Below are 13,736 nucleotides of genomic sequence, written 5' to 3'. Positions count from 1 at the left end.
GGTCACAACCGCCAGTCGCGAAGGTGCTCGGCCGCTTGGAAAACGGTGGCCTTCCCCGCCCGGACGTCGCGGACGAGGTCGACCAGGGCGCCGTGCGGCGGATCGATGCCTTCGCCGGCGGCGTGCATATAGGCGACGGCGACCTGGCAGGCGTACAACGCGTTGCGGTGCGGCAGCGGTTGCAGCCGCACCAGCGTGTCCAGCAGCGCCGCGGCGCGCCAGGCGGCGTCGGGCTCGGCGGCACCGGCGCGCGGGATACGGGTCCGGTGCCGGGCGACGGCCGCCGTCAGTGCGGAGTAGTCGGCCACCGAGACGTCCTCGGGCACGGCCTGCTCCTGGACGTCCAGAAGCCAGGCAACGTCGATGTGCAGAATCATCGGGCGGTGCGGACCTCACTCATGCCGTCGTCCGTCAACACTCATGCCGTATTCATGCCGTACTCACGCCGTACTCATGCCGTCGTCCGGCAACGCCCCGCTCGCCGAAGGCATGACGGCAAGGTACCTGATCGGTACCTTGCCCTGCACCTCCGCCGTCCCAAGTGCCCGACGAGGGCGGTGTGGTGAGCGTCCGGCGCCTGCCCCGTCGGACGCACTAGCTCGCCCGAGTCCAGGCGTAGCGGTGTTCCGGGCGGCCGGTGTCGCCGTATTTGAGGGTGAGGTTGATGTGGCCGGTGCGTTCCAGGTGTTTGAGGTAGCGCTGGGCGGTGGAGCGGCTGACGCCGGCGCGTTCGGCCACCTGGTGGGCGGAGAGGGGGAGTCCGGCCTCGTCGAGGGTGCGGCGGATCAGGTCGACGGTTGCCGCCGAGTGGCCCTTGGGGAGTTCGGTGCGGGGGGAGTCCGGGGTGCGGAGGGCGGCGAAGATCCGGTCGACCTGTTCCTGGCCGGCCTCGCCGCGGCCGCCGACGCCCTCGACGGTGCGGCGGAGGGCCGCGTAGGCGTCCAGCTTGGCGCGCAGCCCCGCGAAGCCGAAGGGTTTGACCAGGTATTGGAGTGCGCCGTAGCGCATGGCCGCCTGCACGGTGGCGACGTCGCGGGCCGCGGTCACCATGATCACGTCGGAGTGGTGGCCCATCTGGTGCATCCGCCGTACCAGGGTCAGGCCCGTCTCGTCCGGCAAGTAGTGGTCGAGCAGCACCAGGTCGACGGGCAGACGCTCCAGGGTGGCCAGTGCCTGGGCCGCGCTGTGCGCGCGGCCGGCGACCCGGAAGCCGGGTATCTGGGACACGTACGCGGCGTTGATCTCGGCGACGCGGAAGTCGTCGTCCACGACGAGGACATCGATCACGGGGATTCTCCTGTGGCCGTGAGTTGACGTGCGGGCGAGGAGGGGGCCAGGGCTTCGGGCAGGACGACGGTGAAGAGCGCGCCGCCGCCCGCGCGGGCGGTGACCCGGGCCATCCCGCCGTAGCGCTCGGCCAGCCGGCGCACCAGGGCCAGGCCGATGCCCCGGCCGCGGGAGGCGACGGTGGCGCTCTTGGTGGACCAGCCCTCGGCGAAGATCCGGTCCCGCAGCTCGGGCGGCACACCGGGCCCGGTGTCGCCGACCCGGACGACCGCGGTGGTGCCCTCGGCGCGCAGTTCCACCTCGACGAACGGTTCGGCGGCGCGGCGTTCGGCGGTGGCGTCCAGTGCGTTGTCGAGGAGGTTGCCCAGCACGGTGACCAGGTCGCGCGGGTCCACCACCGCGTCCGGCAGCAGCGTGGCGTCCGAGATCCGCAGGGAGACGCCGCGCTCGGCCGCGATCGCGGCCTTGCCGACCAGCAGCGCGGACAGCAGCGGGTCGTGCACCCGCTCGGCGATCTGCTCCGCGGAGGCGCGCTGCGCGCTGGCGACCTCGGCGACGAACTCCACCGCCATGTCGTAGCGGCCCAGTTCGAGCAGTCCGCGCACGGTGTGCAGTTGGTTGGCGTGCTCGTGGTCCTGGGCGCGCAGCGCGTCCAACAGGCCCTGGGTACTGTCCAGTTCCCGGCCCAGGAGCTCCAGTTCGGTGCGGTCCCGCAGGGTCACCACCGCGCCGCCGTCCCGGGTCGGGACGCGGTTGGCCACCAGGACCCGGCCGCCGCTGATCGCCAGCAGGTCGCCGCCGGCGACCCGGCCGGCCAGCACGTCGGTGGTGCGGCCGGGCGGCAGCACCTCGTCCAGGTCCCGGCCGGCGGTGTCCGCGCCGATGCCCAGCAGCCGCTGTGCCTCGTCGTTCACCAGCCGGATCCGGCCCCGCGGGTCGAAGGCCACCACGCCCTCCCGGATGCCGTGCAGCATCGCCTCCCGCTCGTCCAGCAGCGCGGAGATGTCCGCGGTGGCCACGCCGTGGGTACGGCGGCGCAGGCTCCGGGCGACCACCACCGCGGCCAGCACCCCGGCCGCCAGCGCCGCGCCCGCGTACCGCAGCAGTCCCGGGATGGCGCCGAGCAGCAGCCCGTGCACGCTGTCGTAGGCGATGCCGACCGAGACCGCGCCGACGATCGTGCCGCCGGCGTCGCGCAGCGGCACCTTCGCGCGGGCCGAGCGGCCCAGCGTGCCGGTGTCGATCTGGCGGACCTCCTGGCCGGCCAGCGTCCGGCTGGGGTCGGTGGAGACGTGGTGGCCGATCTCGTCGGCGTTGGTGTGCGACCAGCGGACCCCGCGGGTGTCCATCACGACGACGTACAGCGCGCCGGTGGCCCGCCGGATCCGTTCCGCGGCGGACTGCACGGGGCCGTGCGGGCCCGGGGTGGTGGCCTGCACGCCGTGGGACAGTTCCGGGTCGGTGGCCGCGGTCTGGGCGATGGCCAGCGCCCGGCGCATCGCCTGGTCGTCCAGGGAGTGGCCGAGCGGGGCCAGGAACAGGCCGGTGGCCAGCACCATCACGCCGGTGGTGATGGCCAGTTGGGCGGTCAGTACCTGTGCGAAGACGCGACGGGGCCAGTGGATCCGCATCGCTCTCCCTCGTCTCGGCCGCCCTCCGCGTGTTGCGGAATCGACTCTTCCGGTTGATCTGGTGTCAACGCAACGTATGCCGCCGTGGGCCTGTTGCCCAGCCCCCGCCTGACACTGGCCTGTTCTAGCGTGAGCAGAATGGGCACAACAGGGTTTGCGCACAGAAAGGCAGCTTGCGCCCACAAGGCTGCCGCTGTGGCCCGGCCCACTCCTAGCCTCCCGGTCCATGAACAGCAACACGAGCCCCGCCATCGAGCTACGGGGAGCGAGCAAGACCTTCCGCACCCCCTCGGGCGGTCTGCACACCGCTGTCCGGGACCTGGACCTGACCGTCGGCCGCGGCGAGTTCGTCGCCGTGGTCGGGCCCACCGGATGCGGTAAGTCCACGACCCTGACGCTGGTGAGCGGTCTGGACGAGCCCACCGAGGGCGAGGTGCTGGTGGCCGGCGAGCCGGTCCGCGGCATCGGCGACAAGGTCGGCTTCGTCTTCCAGCAGGACGCCGTCTTCCCCTGGCGTACCGTGCTCTCCAACGTCATGGCCGGCCCGCGCTTCCGCGGCGTGTCCAAGGCCGAGGCCAGGGAGCGGGCCCGCGAGTGGCTCGCCCGGGTCGGCCTCGCCGCCTTCGAGGACCGCTACCCGCACCAGCTCTCCGGCGGCCAGCGCAAGCGCGTCGCCCTCGCCGCGACCTTCGTCAACGACCCCGAGATCCTGCTGATGGACGAGCCGTTCTCCGCGCTCGACGTGCAGACCCGGGCCCTGATGTCGGACGAGCTCCTCGACCTGTGGTCCGGCACCGGCGCCTCCGTCGTCTTCGTCACCCACGACCTGGAGGAGTCGATCGCCCTGGCCGACAAGGTCGTGGTGATGACCGCCGGCCCCGCCACCGTCAAGGAGGTCTTCGCCATCGACCTGCCGCGGCCCCGCCGGGTCGAGGCGGTGCGGCTGGAGCCGCGCTTCGTCGAGATCTACCGGGAGATCTGGTCCTCGCTCGGCGAAGAGGTCCGCATCACCCGCGAGAGGGGTGCCGCCCATGTCGCCTGAGACCGTCACCGCACCGGCCGCCGGAGCGAAGGCCGGCGTCCCGGGCGAGCGCAGCCGGGCCCGCGCCCGCGCCGCCCGCAACCACAGGCTCCTGGTCCACGGCACCCGGGTCGCCCTCCTGGTCGGGCTGCTCGGCCTGTGGGAGTTGCTGGCCCGCGCGGCTGTCATCGACCCGTTCTACTTCTCCATGCCCTCGAAGATCTGGGACCAGATCACCCAGTGGGCGGTCAACGGCACCCCGCAGGGCCCCCTCCTGGAACAGATCTGGTACACGCTCTACGAGGCGCTCCTCGGCTGGGTCATCGGCGTCCTCGGTGGTGTCGTCTTCGGTATCGCGCTCGGCCGGATCCGTTTCCTCGCCGATGTGCTCGGCCCGTTCATCAAGGTCCTCAACGCCCTGCCGCGGATCGTCCTCGCTCCCATCTTCCTCATCTGGTTCGGCCTCGGACCGGCCTCCAAGGTGGCCTCCGCCGTCGTCCTGGTCTTCTTCCCGGTCTTCTTCAACGCCTTCCAGGGCGCCCGCGAGGTCGACCGCAACCTGGTGGCCAACTCCCGCATCCTGGGCGCCGGCAACCGCCAGGTCACCTTCCAGGTCGTCATCCCCGCCGCCACCTCCTGGATCTTCACCAGCCTGCACGTCAGCTTCGGCTTCGCGCTGATCGGCGCCATCGTCGGCGAGTACATCGGCGCGACCAAGGGCCTGGGCCTGCTGGTCTCGGCCTCCCAGGGCACCTTCAACGCCGCCGGTGTCTACGCCGCCATGGTGATCCTCGCCGTGGTCGCCCTGCTCGCCGAGGGGGTGTTGGCCTTCCTGGAGAAGCGGCTCTTCCGCTGGAAGCCGTCCGACGCCGGCGACGGCCGCTGACCCGCTCGCCCCACCCGCTCCCACACCGCCCACCTCACAAGGACGTGACCATGCGCACCCCGCTCAGGATCTCGGCCGCGCTCGCCGCCACCGCGCTCGCCCTCACCGGCCTCACCGCCTGCGGCGGCCCCTCCGGCGGCTCGGCCGCCGACGACAAGGACGGCCGCATCCAGATCATGGTGGGCGGCCTGGACAAGGTCATCTACCTGCCGGCCCGGCTCACCGAGCAGCTCGGCTACTTCAAGGCCGAGGGGCTCCACGTCACCCTGCTCACCGAGCCCGCCGGCGTCCAGGCCACCACCTCCCTGCTCTCCGGCGACGTCCAGGGCGTGGTCGGCTTCTACGACCACACCCTCGACCTCCAGGCCAAGAACAAGCAGGTCGAGTCGGTGGTGCAACTCGCCCACGCGCCCGGCGAGGTGGAGGTGGTCGCCAACAAGGCCGCCTCGGAGATCACCTCCGCCAAGGACTTCAAGGGCAAGAAGCTGGGCGTCACGGGCCTGGGCTCGTCCACCGACTTCCTCACCAAGTACCTGGCGGTCAAGAACGGGGTGAAGCCCGAGGAGATCACCCCGGTCGCGGTCGGCGCCGGCCAGACCTTCCTCTCCGCCATGCAGCAGGGCTCGATCCAGGCCGGGATGACGACCGATCCGACGGTGGCCCAGGTCGTCGACAAGAACATCGGCAAGGTGCTCGTCGACATGCGCACCCCCGAGGGCTCGCAGCAGGCCCTCGGCGGCCCCTACCCGTCGTCCAGCCTCTACATGAGCACCGACTGGGTCAACAGCCACAAGGACACCGTCCAGAAGCTCGCCAACGCCTTCGTCAGGACCCTCAAGTGGATGTCCACCCACACCGCCGAGGAGATCGCCGCGAAGATGCCCTCCGACTACGCGCAGGGCGGCAAGGAGCTGTACGTCAAGGCGATCAAGGACACCCTGCCGATGTTCACCAAGGACGGGGTGATGCCGGCCGACGGACCCGCCACCGTCGAGCGGGTCCTCAAGGCGTTCAACCCCAACCTCAAGAACGCCACGATCGATCTGAAGAGGACCTACACCACGGAGTTCGTGAAGAAGTGACGGGGTGTCAGGGCGCGTCGGCGGCATGAGCCGGCCCGCCAGGGTCAGGTGCGGAAGCCCATGTGCACATGGTCGTGGTGGGTGGCGTCGGAGAAGAACTGGTCGGCCGTTCCGCCCGAGAGCAGGAACGGCCCGCCGACGTTGTAGGAACCGGCGGCCGCCGCCGCGCGCATCACCGACTCCACCAGCTGCCGCGGCGTCGCCGGATCGACCACCGCATGCCCGTCGATCCGCCAGACGTCGACCGCCCGCCCGCGCGGATGATCACTGGGCCGGTCGGTCCCGAACACGTCCAGCGGATGCCCGGACCGCACCACGCTCACCGCCAGCCGGTGCTTCCGAGACAGCTCCAACAGCGCCTCCAGCACACTGGTGTGCACCGCACCGCTGCGTACGTCCGCGGCCGCCGCCGGCGGCAGCTCGATCGCCGGGCCCGCGGCCAGCACCCGCCGCGCCGCCTCGCCCGGCGCCGCCGCCGGAGCCCCGGGCGCCGCCGGGTGCAGCGCCGTCACCGTCCACCGCGGGCTCGCCCGGCGCAGCCGGACATCCACCGTCGTGCCGCCCGCCAGCACCCGGCCGTCGGCCCGCTGCACCCACTGCCGGCACACCACCAGCACGCTCGCCGCGTCCGCCAGGATGCCCCCGTACTGCGCGTCCGCCACCTCCAGGACCGCCGCGGTGCCGCCGGGCCGGAGCGCGCCCGCCTGGTCGACGAGCGTCGGCGACAGTCCCAGCGCCCCGACCCGTGCCATCGCCGCGTCCCGTTCGCCGGTGGGCCACGCCCCGATCGCCCGGACCAGCTCCACGGCCCGCGCCTTCACGTCGGGCTGCACATCGCCCGGACTCGGCCGCCAGGTCCCGACGGTGGGCAGTTGCCGGGCCGTCTCCGACGCGCCCGGCCGGGCCGACGACGGTGCCGTCGCCGGTTTCCCGCCCGCACACCCGGCGACGCCCAGCAGGGCGGCGGGCGCCGCCTTGAGGAGTGCCCGCCGCCGGAGCGCTCCGTCGGCCCGCACCAGCCGTGCCCCGCCCGTGGCGCCCCCGCCGCGCCCGCCACCCCTGCTCTCCGCGTCCCCCGCAGCCCCCGCGTCCCCTTCGTCCCCTGAGTACTCACGAAGCAGGCTCATACGAAGTTGACCTCCCCCCGCACCAGCAGCGGATCCTCCACCAGCTGCCACAGCGGTACGGCGTAGTTGCCCAGTCCGTACCGGCCGCCGAAGTGCAGGCCGAGGACGCGGTGGTCGGTGAGGTCGATGACCGGGGAGCCGCTGTTGCCCCCCAGGGTCGAGCAGTCGTGGCGCATCACATTCCCTTCCGGCTCCAGTCCCGTGGTCGTACCCGGCTGGAGGCGCTTGACGTTGTAGACGTCCATGAAGATCCGGCGCATGGACTCCGGTTCGTTGCGACGGCCGTCCCAGGCGGGATAGCCGACGCAGTAGACGGGGTGGCCCGGCAGGTCCGCGGGCGCGTCCGCGGCCACCGCCAGGGGAGTGGGCAGCGCACTGCCGCCGAGGTACGGGGCGATCCGCAACAGGGCGAGATCGGCGTCCTCGTGGATGCCCAGGACCTCGGTGACCTCGTAGGAAGGCCCGCCGTCGACGGGCTTCGGGCCGGCTTCGTACTCCTCGCCCATGTCCAGCGCGGCGCCCAGCCCCTGCTGGAACACCCAGCCCTCGCCGGCGCTGCGGGCGAACTCCACCGCCACATGGCGGTTGGTCATCACCGTCTCGGGCCCGACCAGGAAGCCCGTCCCCAGCCAGTCCAGCCTGAGGTGCCCGGAGACCTCCACCCGGCCGACTCGGGCCAGCGAGTCCCGGATCGCCGCCCGGTGGGCGTCCAGCACCGCCCAGTCGCCCTGCTGCGAGGGGAAGTCGTGCTGCCGGACGAGGATGGCCGGGCGCCCCTCCAGCAGGACGATCGCCTCCATCCCGAAGGACTCGTCGTCGCTGATCTCGTCCGCCCGGCCCTCGGCGAGCTTCTCCAGACCGCTGGCGCCGGCCGACAGCACCCGGGTGCGCTCCTGCCGGGCGTACTGCGAGATCTGCCCGGCCGGCTGTTCGTCGGCGGGCAGCTCGACGGCGGATTCGGGCTCTTCCCAGGACAGTTGGCCCCGCACCCGCGCCGCCACCGCGCGCAGATCGGAGAAGACCCGCTCCGGCCCGGTCGCCACCGGGGATCGGCTCCGCTTTTCCATCTCGTCCTCCTCGGTCGGGTCGGCCGGGCCGCGGCGCCGGTCGGCCGGGCTCAGCCCCGTCCGTCGCCCTGCGCCGCGGTGATCTCGGCGTGGACGTCGGGGGCATGGGTCTCCAGGTGGCGCAGCACGCTGGTCATCTGGGTGCCGACGTTGACGAACGCGGTCGTCTGCCCCTGGAACAGCACGTTCTCCACCCGCCGGGTCCCGCGGTGCAGCGCCACCACCCGCCAGTCGTCGGTCAGGACGGGGGAGCCGGAGGAGCCGCCGCGGGTGTCGGTGAAGTAGCGGACGTCCTGCTCGTCCGCCTCGTAGACCAGGTTGTTGCGCAGCGCCACCCGCTTCGACTGGCCGCCGGGGTGCTGGATGATGTTGACCGCCACACAGTCGCCGTCGGCGACCAGCAGCGGCCGCCGGGCCAGCTTCAGCACCGGGCGGTCGGGCGCGGCGGACAGCCGCAGCACCGCGTAGTCCAGCTCCGGGTCGGCGGCGGCGAGTTCGGCCACCTCGGCCTCCTCGGCGGCGGAGTCGTCGAGGTCGCCGGCGTCGCTGTCGTAGCCGAAGCGGGCGCGGGTGTGCCGGGCCTGGAGCCGCAGGTCCTCCGGGGCGGCCAGGGGACGCTCGGCGCCGCTCCCGGTACGGGCGTTGACCACATGGTGGTTGGTCATCAGCAGGGCGGGGCCGATCAGCCAGCCGGTGCCGGCGTGCGGGAAGCCGTTGGGCTGCATCGGTGCGCCGTCCTGGTACGGCGGCACCTTCAGCCGGGCGACCGCGGTGCCGGCCAGGTCGCCGCCGTGCAGGAAGCCGATCGGGACGGTGTCGTCGCGGTGGACGATCTGCTCCTTCAGCTCGGGCGCCGGGAGGTCGGCCAGCACGTCGGGTTCGCCGCCGGCACGCCGGGCCACCTCGTCCAGCGCGTGCTGGAGGACCTTCAGCGGCTCGGCCTCGATGGTCTGCGCCACCGCGTTGCGCAGCCAGATCTCCAGCGGGACCGAGCCGTCCACCAGCCGTTCCACGGCGTTCATCCGGGCCAGATCGGAGTGGAGTTGGTGCATCGGGGCGGCCAACACCGGCAGGGTGGCACGGTACTTGGGCATGATGCCGTCGAACAGCAGCGGGCGGACGGTGGGATCGGTCAGCCCGCACTCCAGCGCGGTGTCCAGCAGCCGGCGGATCTCGTCCTGGGAGAGGTAGGCGGTCATCGGCGCTCCGGCCCGGGCGGGCCGCTCCCTTCGTCCGGCCCCCGGTCCCCGCCCCGCGGTGCCGTACGGGCATGGGTTCCGACGCCCATCGCCGCGGCCACCCCGGCCGCGATCTCGCCGCTGTGGTCGGGGACGGCCAGCAGGCGGTGGGCGAGCGTGTCGAGGGTGCCGCGGTCGCGTGCCAGGCGCAGGGTGCCGGCGATACCGGCGGGGCGGGCGGACGGACGCGCGGCGGGCACCGGGATCCGGGGTGCGCGGCGCACGGCACCGGCTCCGATCCCGGGCCCGGCCCCCTCGCCTGCGCCGTAGCCGCTCCCGCCCCGGGCCTCTTCGAGGCGGACCGGCAGGCCCGGGGGCGCGGCGGCCAACGGCGCCGACGGCGGGCCAGGAGGCGGGCAGGCCCGCGCCGGCGACGGGACCGCGACGGGCTCCGGCTCCGGCGGGCCCGGCATCACCGGTGCCGCCCACGCCGGCCGCCCGGACGGCCGCGCGGCCTCGTCCAGGATGCCCAGCACCGCCCCCAGCAGCGCCGGCTGCCGGCGGGCCGCCCGGCGCATCGCCGCCCCCAGAGTGTCCAGCGTCTCGTCGTCCGTCGGCAGCCCGACCACGTCCAGGGCGTGTGCCAGCGCCCCGGGGTCCTGGCCGTAGATCTGCGCGGCGACCGCGCGCACCAGCACCGGCTGGTCGGCCAGCACCTCGTCCGGCAACTCCCGCAGCTGGGTGGCGAGTCGGCGGCCGGCCTGGGCGCCGGAGAACGCGGTGCCGCCGGTGGCGGGCAGCCGCGCCCGCGCCAGTCGTGCGCCCATCGCCTCCAGGTCCTGCCCGAGGTCGACCGCGACGTCCTCGGCGACCCGCAACTGCCGGTCGGCGTCCGGCAGATCGCCGGCCTCCTCGGCCAGCCGGGCGCCCAACAGCAGCAACTCCAGTCGCCGCTCGGCGCAACCGGCCTGCTCCGTCCGCTCGATGGCCTCCGCCGTGGCCCGCCGGGCCTCGCCGCGCCGCCCGAGCCGGTTCAGGGCCTGCGCGCTCAGGGCGTGCAGCGGGCTGCACGGCGTCCACGGCCGCCGCTGCCCCAGCCGGGACAGGGCCGCCTCGGCGAACCCCTGGGCCAGCAGCCCCTCCGCCTCGCGGGCCGCGATCCGCTCCCAGTCCTCCTGGTCGGCGCCGGCCGCCACCCGGTCCGGCGCGTTGCCGCCGAGCCGCGCCGTCAGCAGCCCCGCGGCCCGCGGCGGCACGTCCTGCTGGGCGTCGGCGAGGAAGCGCTCGACGCCGGGCAGCCAGCGCTCCTCCACCGCCCGCGGGTCCTCGTCCAGCCGCAGCCGGTGGTAGATCTCCTCGGCACGCGCCGCCACCCCCTCGCGCGCCGCGTAGTAGGCCACCGCCCGCCGCTCGATCCGGCGCATCACCTCGGTACGGTCCCCGCCGGGCAGCCGCAGCATGATCGCGCGGACCTCGGGCCGGTAGCGCAGCGTCTCCGGACCGGCCGGCTCCATCATGTCCAGCCGGTACAGCTCGTCGAACAACCGGTGCGCCGCCCGCTCGTCGGCCACCTCCAGCCCGCACGGCCCGGCCAGCACCTCCCGGATGATGTCGGGCGTGATCACCCGCAGTGCCAGCCCGGGATGGGCCAGCCGCCGCACGTCCTCGTCGGCGATGCGGCTGAGGATCCGGTCGTAGAGGATGCCCTGCACCAGCATCTCGTCGACGCGGCGGAAGACCTCCCGGCGGCGCTCGGGCCGATCGCGCAGCAGCTCGCCGGTCCGCTCGGCCTCGCTGCCGGCGAGCGCCGCGGCCCGGGCGGCCAGCCGCAGGCTGAGCGGATGTCCGCCGACCCGCTCGGCCAGGGCCCCGGCCACATCGGGGTCGTCGACGCCCAGGGAGCGCAGCATCGCCACCGCGGCCGGCCGGTCCAGCTCCCGCAGCTCGATCTCGCCCACCGGCACCGTGCGGGACGGATGGCCGACCGGCGCCCGCCCGGAGATCAGCATCCGGAGATGCGGATAGACGCTCTGCAGCGCGGTGCAGATCGCCGACATCCGCCCCAGCACCGGAGAGCCGCGGTACTGCGCCTCCTCGAAGCTGTCGACGGCCAGCACGAACGGCGCACCCGGCCGCCCGGCCGCGGCCACCGCGCGCCCCAGGACCTCCCCGACCTGCCGGACGAGCCCGGTCTCCCGCTCGGTGGCCACCCGTTGGAACTCCACCGACGAATCGCGGCCCAGCACCCGGGTGGTGGCCAGCTGGCGCAGCTGGGTGACCCGTTCCTGCTCCTCGCGCTGGGTGGCGGCGGCCCGCTGGGACTCGTCCGCCAGCGCCGCCAGCTCGGCGCCGAACTCCGGGTACTGCACGCCCAGTTGGCGCGCCATCTCGGCGATCAGGGCGACCGGCTCCCGGATGGAGAGGCTGGGCCGCCCGAAGTCGATGTAGGCGAACGGGAACGCGGCCACGCCGCCGTCGGCCGCCTCGGCCAGGCCGTCCAGCAGGAACTTGGCCATCAGCGTGCTCTTGCCCATGCCGCCCGGCCCGTGGATGACCAGCGGCGGTACGACGGCCGGCCGGGCGCCGGGGCCGGCCGGCGCGGAGGACCGGCCGGCCCCGGAACCGCAGACATAGGCGCGCAGGCGGTCCAACTCCTCGGCGCGGTCCTCGAACTGCGTCGCCACCAGGTTCCGGAGCGGCTCCAACAGCCTGGCGCGGGCCAGCGCGGTCCGGAGCTCGGCCGGGTCCGGCAGGCCGTCGACGCCGGGGATCTCGGCGAGCCACAGCACCGCCTGGAGCGTGTGGCCCAGTTCCTCGGCCGACCAGTGCGCCCACCGGTCCGCCGACGTGGGCAGATTCCCCTGGAGGAGGGCCAGGCAGAGGGCCTCCGGGCCGCCGCAGGGCTCGGTGGGGAACTGCGCGCGGTTGGCCTCCAGGGCCGCCCGGGCGACGTCGGGGCCGGCCAGACCGCGCAGCGCGGCCTCCCGGGCCTCGGGCCTCAGCACCCATCGGGCCGTCCCCTCGTGCCCCAGGGCGGTGCAGTCGTCGAGCAGCGCGCGGACCGCACCGCCGGTCGGCCGCTCCTCGCCGGGCAGCTTCAGCGTCCGCGGGTCGAAGCCGGAGAGCAGGCAGGCCGCCTCCCGGTAGGCCCGCCGGACGTCCGGGACGGCGCCGGGATCCGGCTCCGGCTCCGCGGCCCGCAGCTCCGCCCGCAGCCGGGCGGCGAACTCCTCGCGCAGCCGGGAGCGGACGGGACGGGCGGGGTCAGAGGGAGCGATAGACATGGATCGCCTTCTCCGTCGCCCCGCGGACCCTGCGCATGTAGTTCGCGCCGTCGTCGTCCGGTGACCGGGCGGCGTACAGCACCTGGGCCACCGCCTCGTCCACCAGCCCGTCGATCTCCGCGGGGTCGGCGCCGTCGAGCCGGGCCGGCGGCGACTCGCGGAAGCACTGCTCGAAGAAGCGGCGCAGCTCGGGCGGGTCGATGATCCGGGCGGTGTCCCAGCACAGGATTCCCTGCAACTCGTCGGGCAGCCGGGAGGTCGTGCGGCCGTAACCGAGCAGCACCAGCCGGGGTGTCCGACCGGGGTAGGCCGGGGCCTGCTCGTAGATCGCGTTGGCCAGGTCGTTGATGACCTCCCAGACGTCGGAGTGCGGATCGAGGGTGTCGCAGTCGTCGAGGACGAGCCAGTAGGGGGGCTCGGCGGTGGTGGCCAGCCGGATCACCCGGCGCGCGATGTCGGCCATGGTCGGCGGGTCGTCGCCGGGCAGGGCGGGGCCGAGCCACTGCGCTCCGTCGCGCGGGTCGACGACGTACTCGGCCAGCCGCAGGAGCACCTGCCGCCCGGTGTACATCCGTGACAGTCCGACCCGGGCCGGCCGGAATCCCTTGTGCCACCCGAGGTGGCGCAGGAACTGGTAGGTGTACGACCGCCCGCTGCCCGGTACGCCGTCCACCAGCAGCACCGACTTCCCCTGGGTGGCGATGAAGCCCCGCAGCGTCTCCCGAAGGTCCTCGCGGCCGATGAACACCCCGGTGTCCTGCTGGAGTACGCAGCTGCGGAAGACGTCCTGTTGGTCGTGGATCCGGGCGTCCTCGCGCAGGCGGGCCAGGAACTCCTCCGCCTGCAGGATGACCGGGAGGGCGCGGATCTCCTCGACCTGGGTGACCGCGTCGAGGAGCTGCACCTCCAACTCGATGGTCCGGCGCGAGGCGTGCACCAACGTACGGGCGTTGTCCGCGATGACGTTGTTGAGCGGGATCGCCGCGAGGAACTCGTGGGGGAAGTACGGGGCGAGCCGGGAATACGGGTCACCGCCGACGTTGAGGAGATACCTCTCCAGCCACGTCGTGACAAGCTGCCAGTCCTGCTCGTCCAACGGCATGCCGCACCTGCCCGGCCGGCCCGCCGGAGAACGCCAGGCCGACCCCTGTCCGTCCTCCTGTTTGTCATGCT

General features: G+C 73.7%; 11 protein-coding genes. 3 read left to right on the top strand and 8 right to left on the bottom strand.

Annotation, left to right across the window (positions count from 1 at the left end; genetic code table 11):
- Nucleotides 1-2: 2 nt before the first annotated feature.
- From K2224_RS20790 to K2224_RS20780, 3 genes are all read right to left on the bottom strand, one after another.
- Nucleotides 3-377 (bottom strand): toxin Doc, encoded by a 375-nt coding sequence (locus K2224_RS20790; protein WP_221908023.1) that lies wholly within the window; start codon nt 375-377, stop codon nt 3-5.
- A 217-nt stretch (nt 378-594) separates the two neighbouring features.
- On the bottom strand, nt 595-1,287 hold the full coding sequence (locus K2224_RS20785; RefSeq protein WP_221908022.1) for a response regulator: 693 nt from the start codon (nt 1,285-1,287) through the stop codon (nt 595-597).
- Nucleotides 1,284-2,918, bottom strand: a complete 1,635-nt coding sequence (locus K2224_RS20780) for a sensor histidine kinase (protein WP_221908021.1) — start codon at nt 2,916-2,918, stop codon at nt 1,284-1,286. The genes K2224_RS20785 and K2224_RS20780 overlap by 4 nt, the downstream gene beginning before the upstream one ends.
- Nucleotides 2,919-3,144: 226 nt before the next feature.
- Here K2224_RS20780 and K2224_RS20775 point away from each other — a divergent pair, with 226 nt between their 5' ends.
- The 3 genes from K2224_RS20775 to K2224_RS20765 are packed head-to-tail and all read left to right on the top strand — an operon-like array spanning nt 3,145 to nt 5,907.
- Nucleotides 3,145-3,960: an ABC transporter ATP-binding protein gene (locus tag K2224_RS20775; protein ID WP_221908020.1), complete on the top strand. Its 816-nt coding sequence runs from the start codon at nt 3,145-3,147 to the stop codon at nt 3,958-3,960.
- A complete protein-coding gene (locus K2224_RS20770; protein WP_221908019.1) occupies nt 3,950-4,825 on the top strand; it encodes an ABC transporter permease in 876 nt (291 codons plus the stop codon). Before K2224_RS20775 ends, K2224_RS20770 begins: the two co-directional genes overlap by 11 nt.
- Before the next feature lie 50 nt (nt 4,826-4,875).
- Nucleotides 4,876-5,907 (top strand): ABC transporter substrate-binding protein, encoded by a 1,032-nt coding sequence (locus K2224_RS20765; RefSeq protein ID WP_221908018.1) that lies wholly within the window; start codon nt 4,876-4,878, stop codon nt 5,905-5,907.
- 44 nt (nt 5,908-5,951) lie between these two features.
- Here K2224_RS20765 and K2224_RS20760 read toward each other — a convergent pair whose 3' ends face one another.
- Genes K2224_RS20760 through K2224_RS20740 form a run of 5 tightly spaced genes read right to left on the bottom strand, consistent with a single transcriptional unit; the run spans nt 5,952 to nt 13,665 of the window.
- Nucleotides 5,952-7,034: a hypothetical protein gene (locus K2224_RS20760; protein ID WP_260692848.1), complete on the bottom strand. Its 1,083-nt coding sequence runs from the start codon at nt 7,032-7,034 to the stop codon at nt 5,952-5,954.
- On the bottom strand, nt 7,031-8,101 hold the full coding sequence (locus tag K2224_RS20755) for a serine protease (RefSeq protein ID WP_221908017.1): 1,071 nt from the start codon (nt 8,099-8,101) through the stop codon (nt 7,031-7,033). The genes K2224_RS20760 and K2224_RS20755 overlap by 4 nt, the downstream gene beginning before the upstream one ends.
- 50 nt (nt 8,102-8,151) lie before the next feature.
- Nucleotides 8,152-9,300 carry a trypsin-like peptidase domain-containing protein gene (locus tag K2224_RS20750; protein ID WP_221908016.1) on the bottom strand — a complete coding sequence of 383 codons (1,149 nt, stop codon included), beginning with the start codon at nt 9,298-9,300 and terminating at the stop codon, nt 8,152-8,154.
- Nucleotides 9,297-12,563: an ATP-binding protein gene (locus tag K2224_RS20745; RefSeq protein ID WP_221908014.1), complete on the bottom strand. Its 3,267-nt coding sequence runs from the start codon at nt 12,561-12,563 to the stop codon at nt 9,297-9,299. The genes K2224_RS20750 and K2224_RS20745 overlap by 4 nt, the downstream gene beginning before the upstream one ends.
- On the bottom strand, nt 12,544-13,665 hold the full coding sequence (locus K2224_RS20740; RefSeq protein WP_221908013.1) for an ATP-binding protein: 1,122 nt from the start codon (nt 13,663-13,665) through the stop codon (nt 12,544-12,546). The genes K2224_RS20745 and K2224_RS20740 overlap by 20 nt, the downstream gene beginning before the upstream one ends.
- Nucleotides 13,666-13,736: the final 71 nt, after the last annotated feature.

It is taken from the genome of Streptomyces sp. BHT-5-2 (assembly GCF_019774615.1).
Taxonomy (GTDB): domain Bacteria; phylum Actinomycetota; class Actinomycetes; order Streptomycetales; family Streptomycetaceae; genus Streptomyces.
Note: the sequence above shows the minus strand (reverse complement) of the source record. Positions and strands in the feature narration are given on the sequence as shown.

Bases quoted from the DNA above. Each gene is read 5' to 3' on its own strand.
- K2224_RS20790 (WP_221908023.1), bottom strand. From the start codon at position 377: ATGATTCTGCACATCGACGTTGCCTGGCTTCTGGACGTCCAGGAGCAG.
- K2224_RS20780 (WP_221908021.1), bottom strand. From the start codon at position 2,918: ATGCGGATCCACTGGCCCCGTCGCGTCTTCGCACAGGTACTGACCGCC.
- K2224_RS20775 (WP_221908020.1), top strand. From the start codon at position 3,145: ATGAACAGCAACACGAGCCCCGCCATCGAGCTACGGGGAGCGAGCAAG.
- K2224_RS20770 (WP_221908019.1), top strand. From the start codon at position 3,950: ATGTCGCCTGAGACCGTCACCGCACCGGCCGCCGGAGCGAAGGCCGGC.
- K2224_RS20765 (WP_221908018.1), top strand. From the start codon at position 4,876: ATGCGCACCCCGCTCAGGATCTCGGCCGCGCTCGCCGCCACCGCGCTC.
- K2224_RS20760 (WP_260692848.1), bottom strand. From the start codon at position 7,034: ATGAGCCTGCTTCGTGAGTACTCAGGGGACGAAGGGGACGCGGGGGCT.
- K2224_RS20755 (WP_221908017.1), bottom strand. From the start codon at position 8,101: ATGGAAAAGCGGAGCCGATCCCCGGTGGCGACCGGGCCGGAGCGGGTC.
- K2224_RS20750 (WP_221908016.1), bottom strand. From the start codon at position 9,300: ATGACCGCCTACCTCTCCCAGGACGAGATCCGCCGGCTGCTGGACACC.
- K2224_RS20745 (WP_221908014.1), bottom strand. From the start codon at position 12,563: ATGTCTATCGCTCCCTCTGACCCCGCCCGTCCCGTCCGCTCCCGGCTG.
- K2224_RS20740 (WP_221908013.1), bottom strand. From the start codon at position 13,665: ATGCCGTTGGACGAGCAGGACTGGCAGCTTGTCACGACGTGGCTGGAG.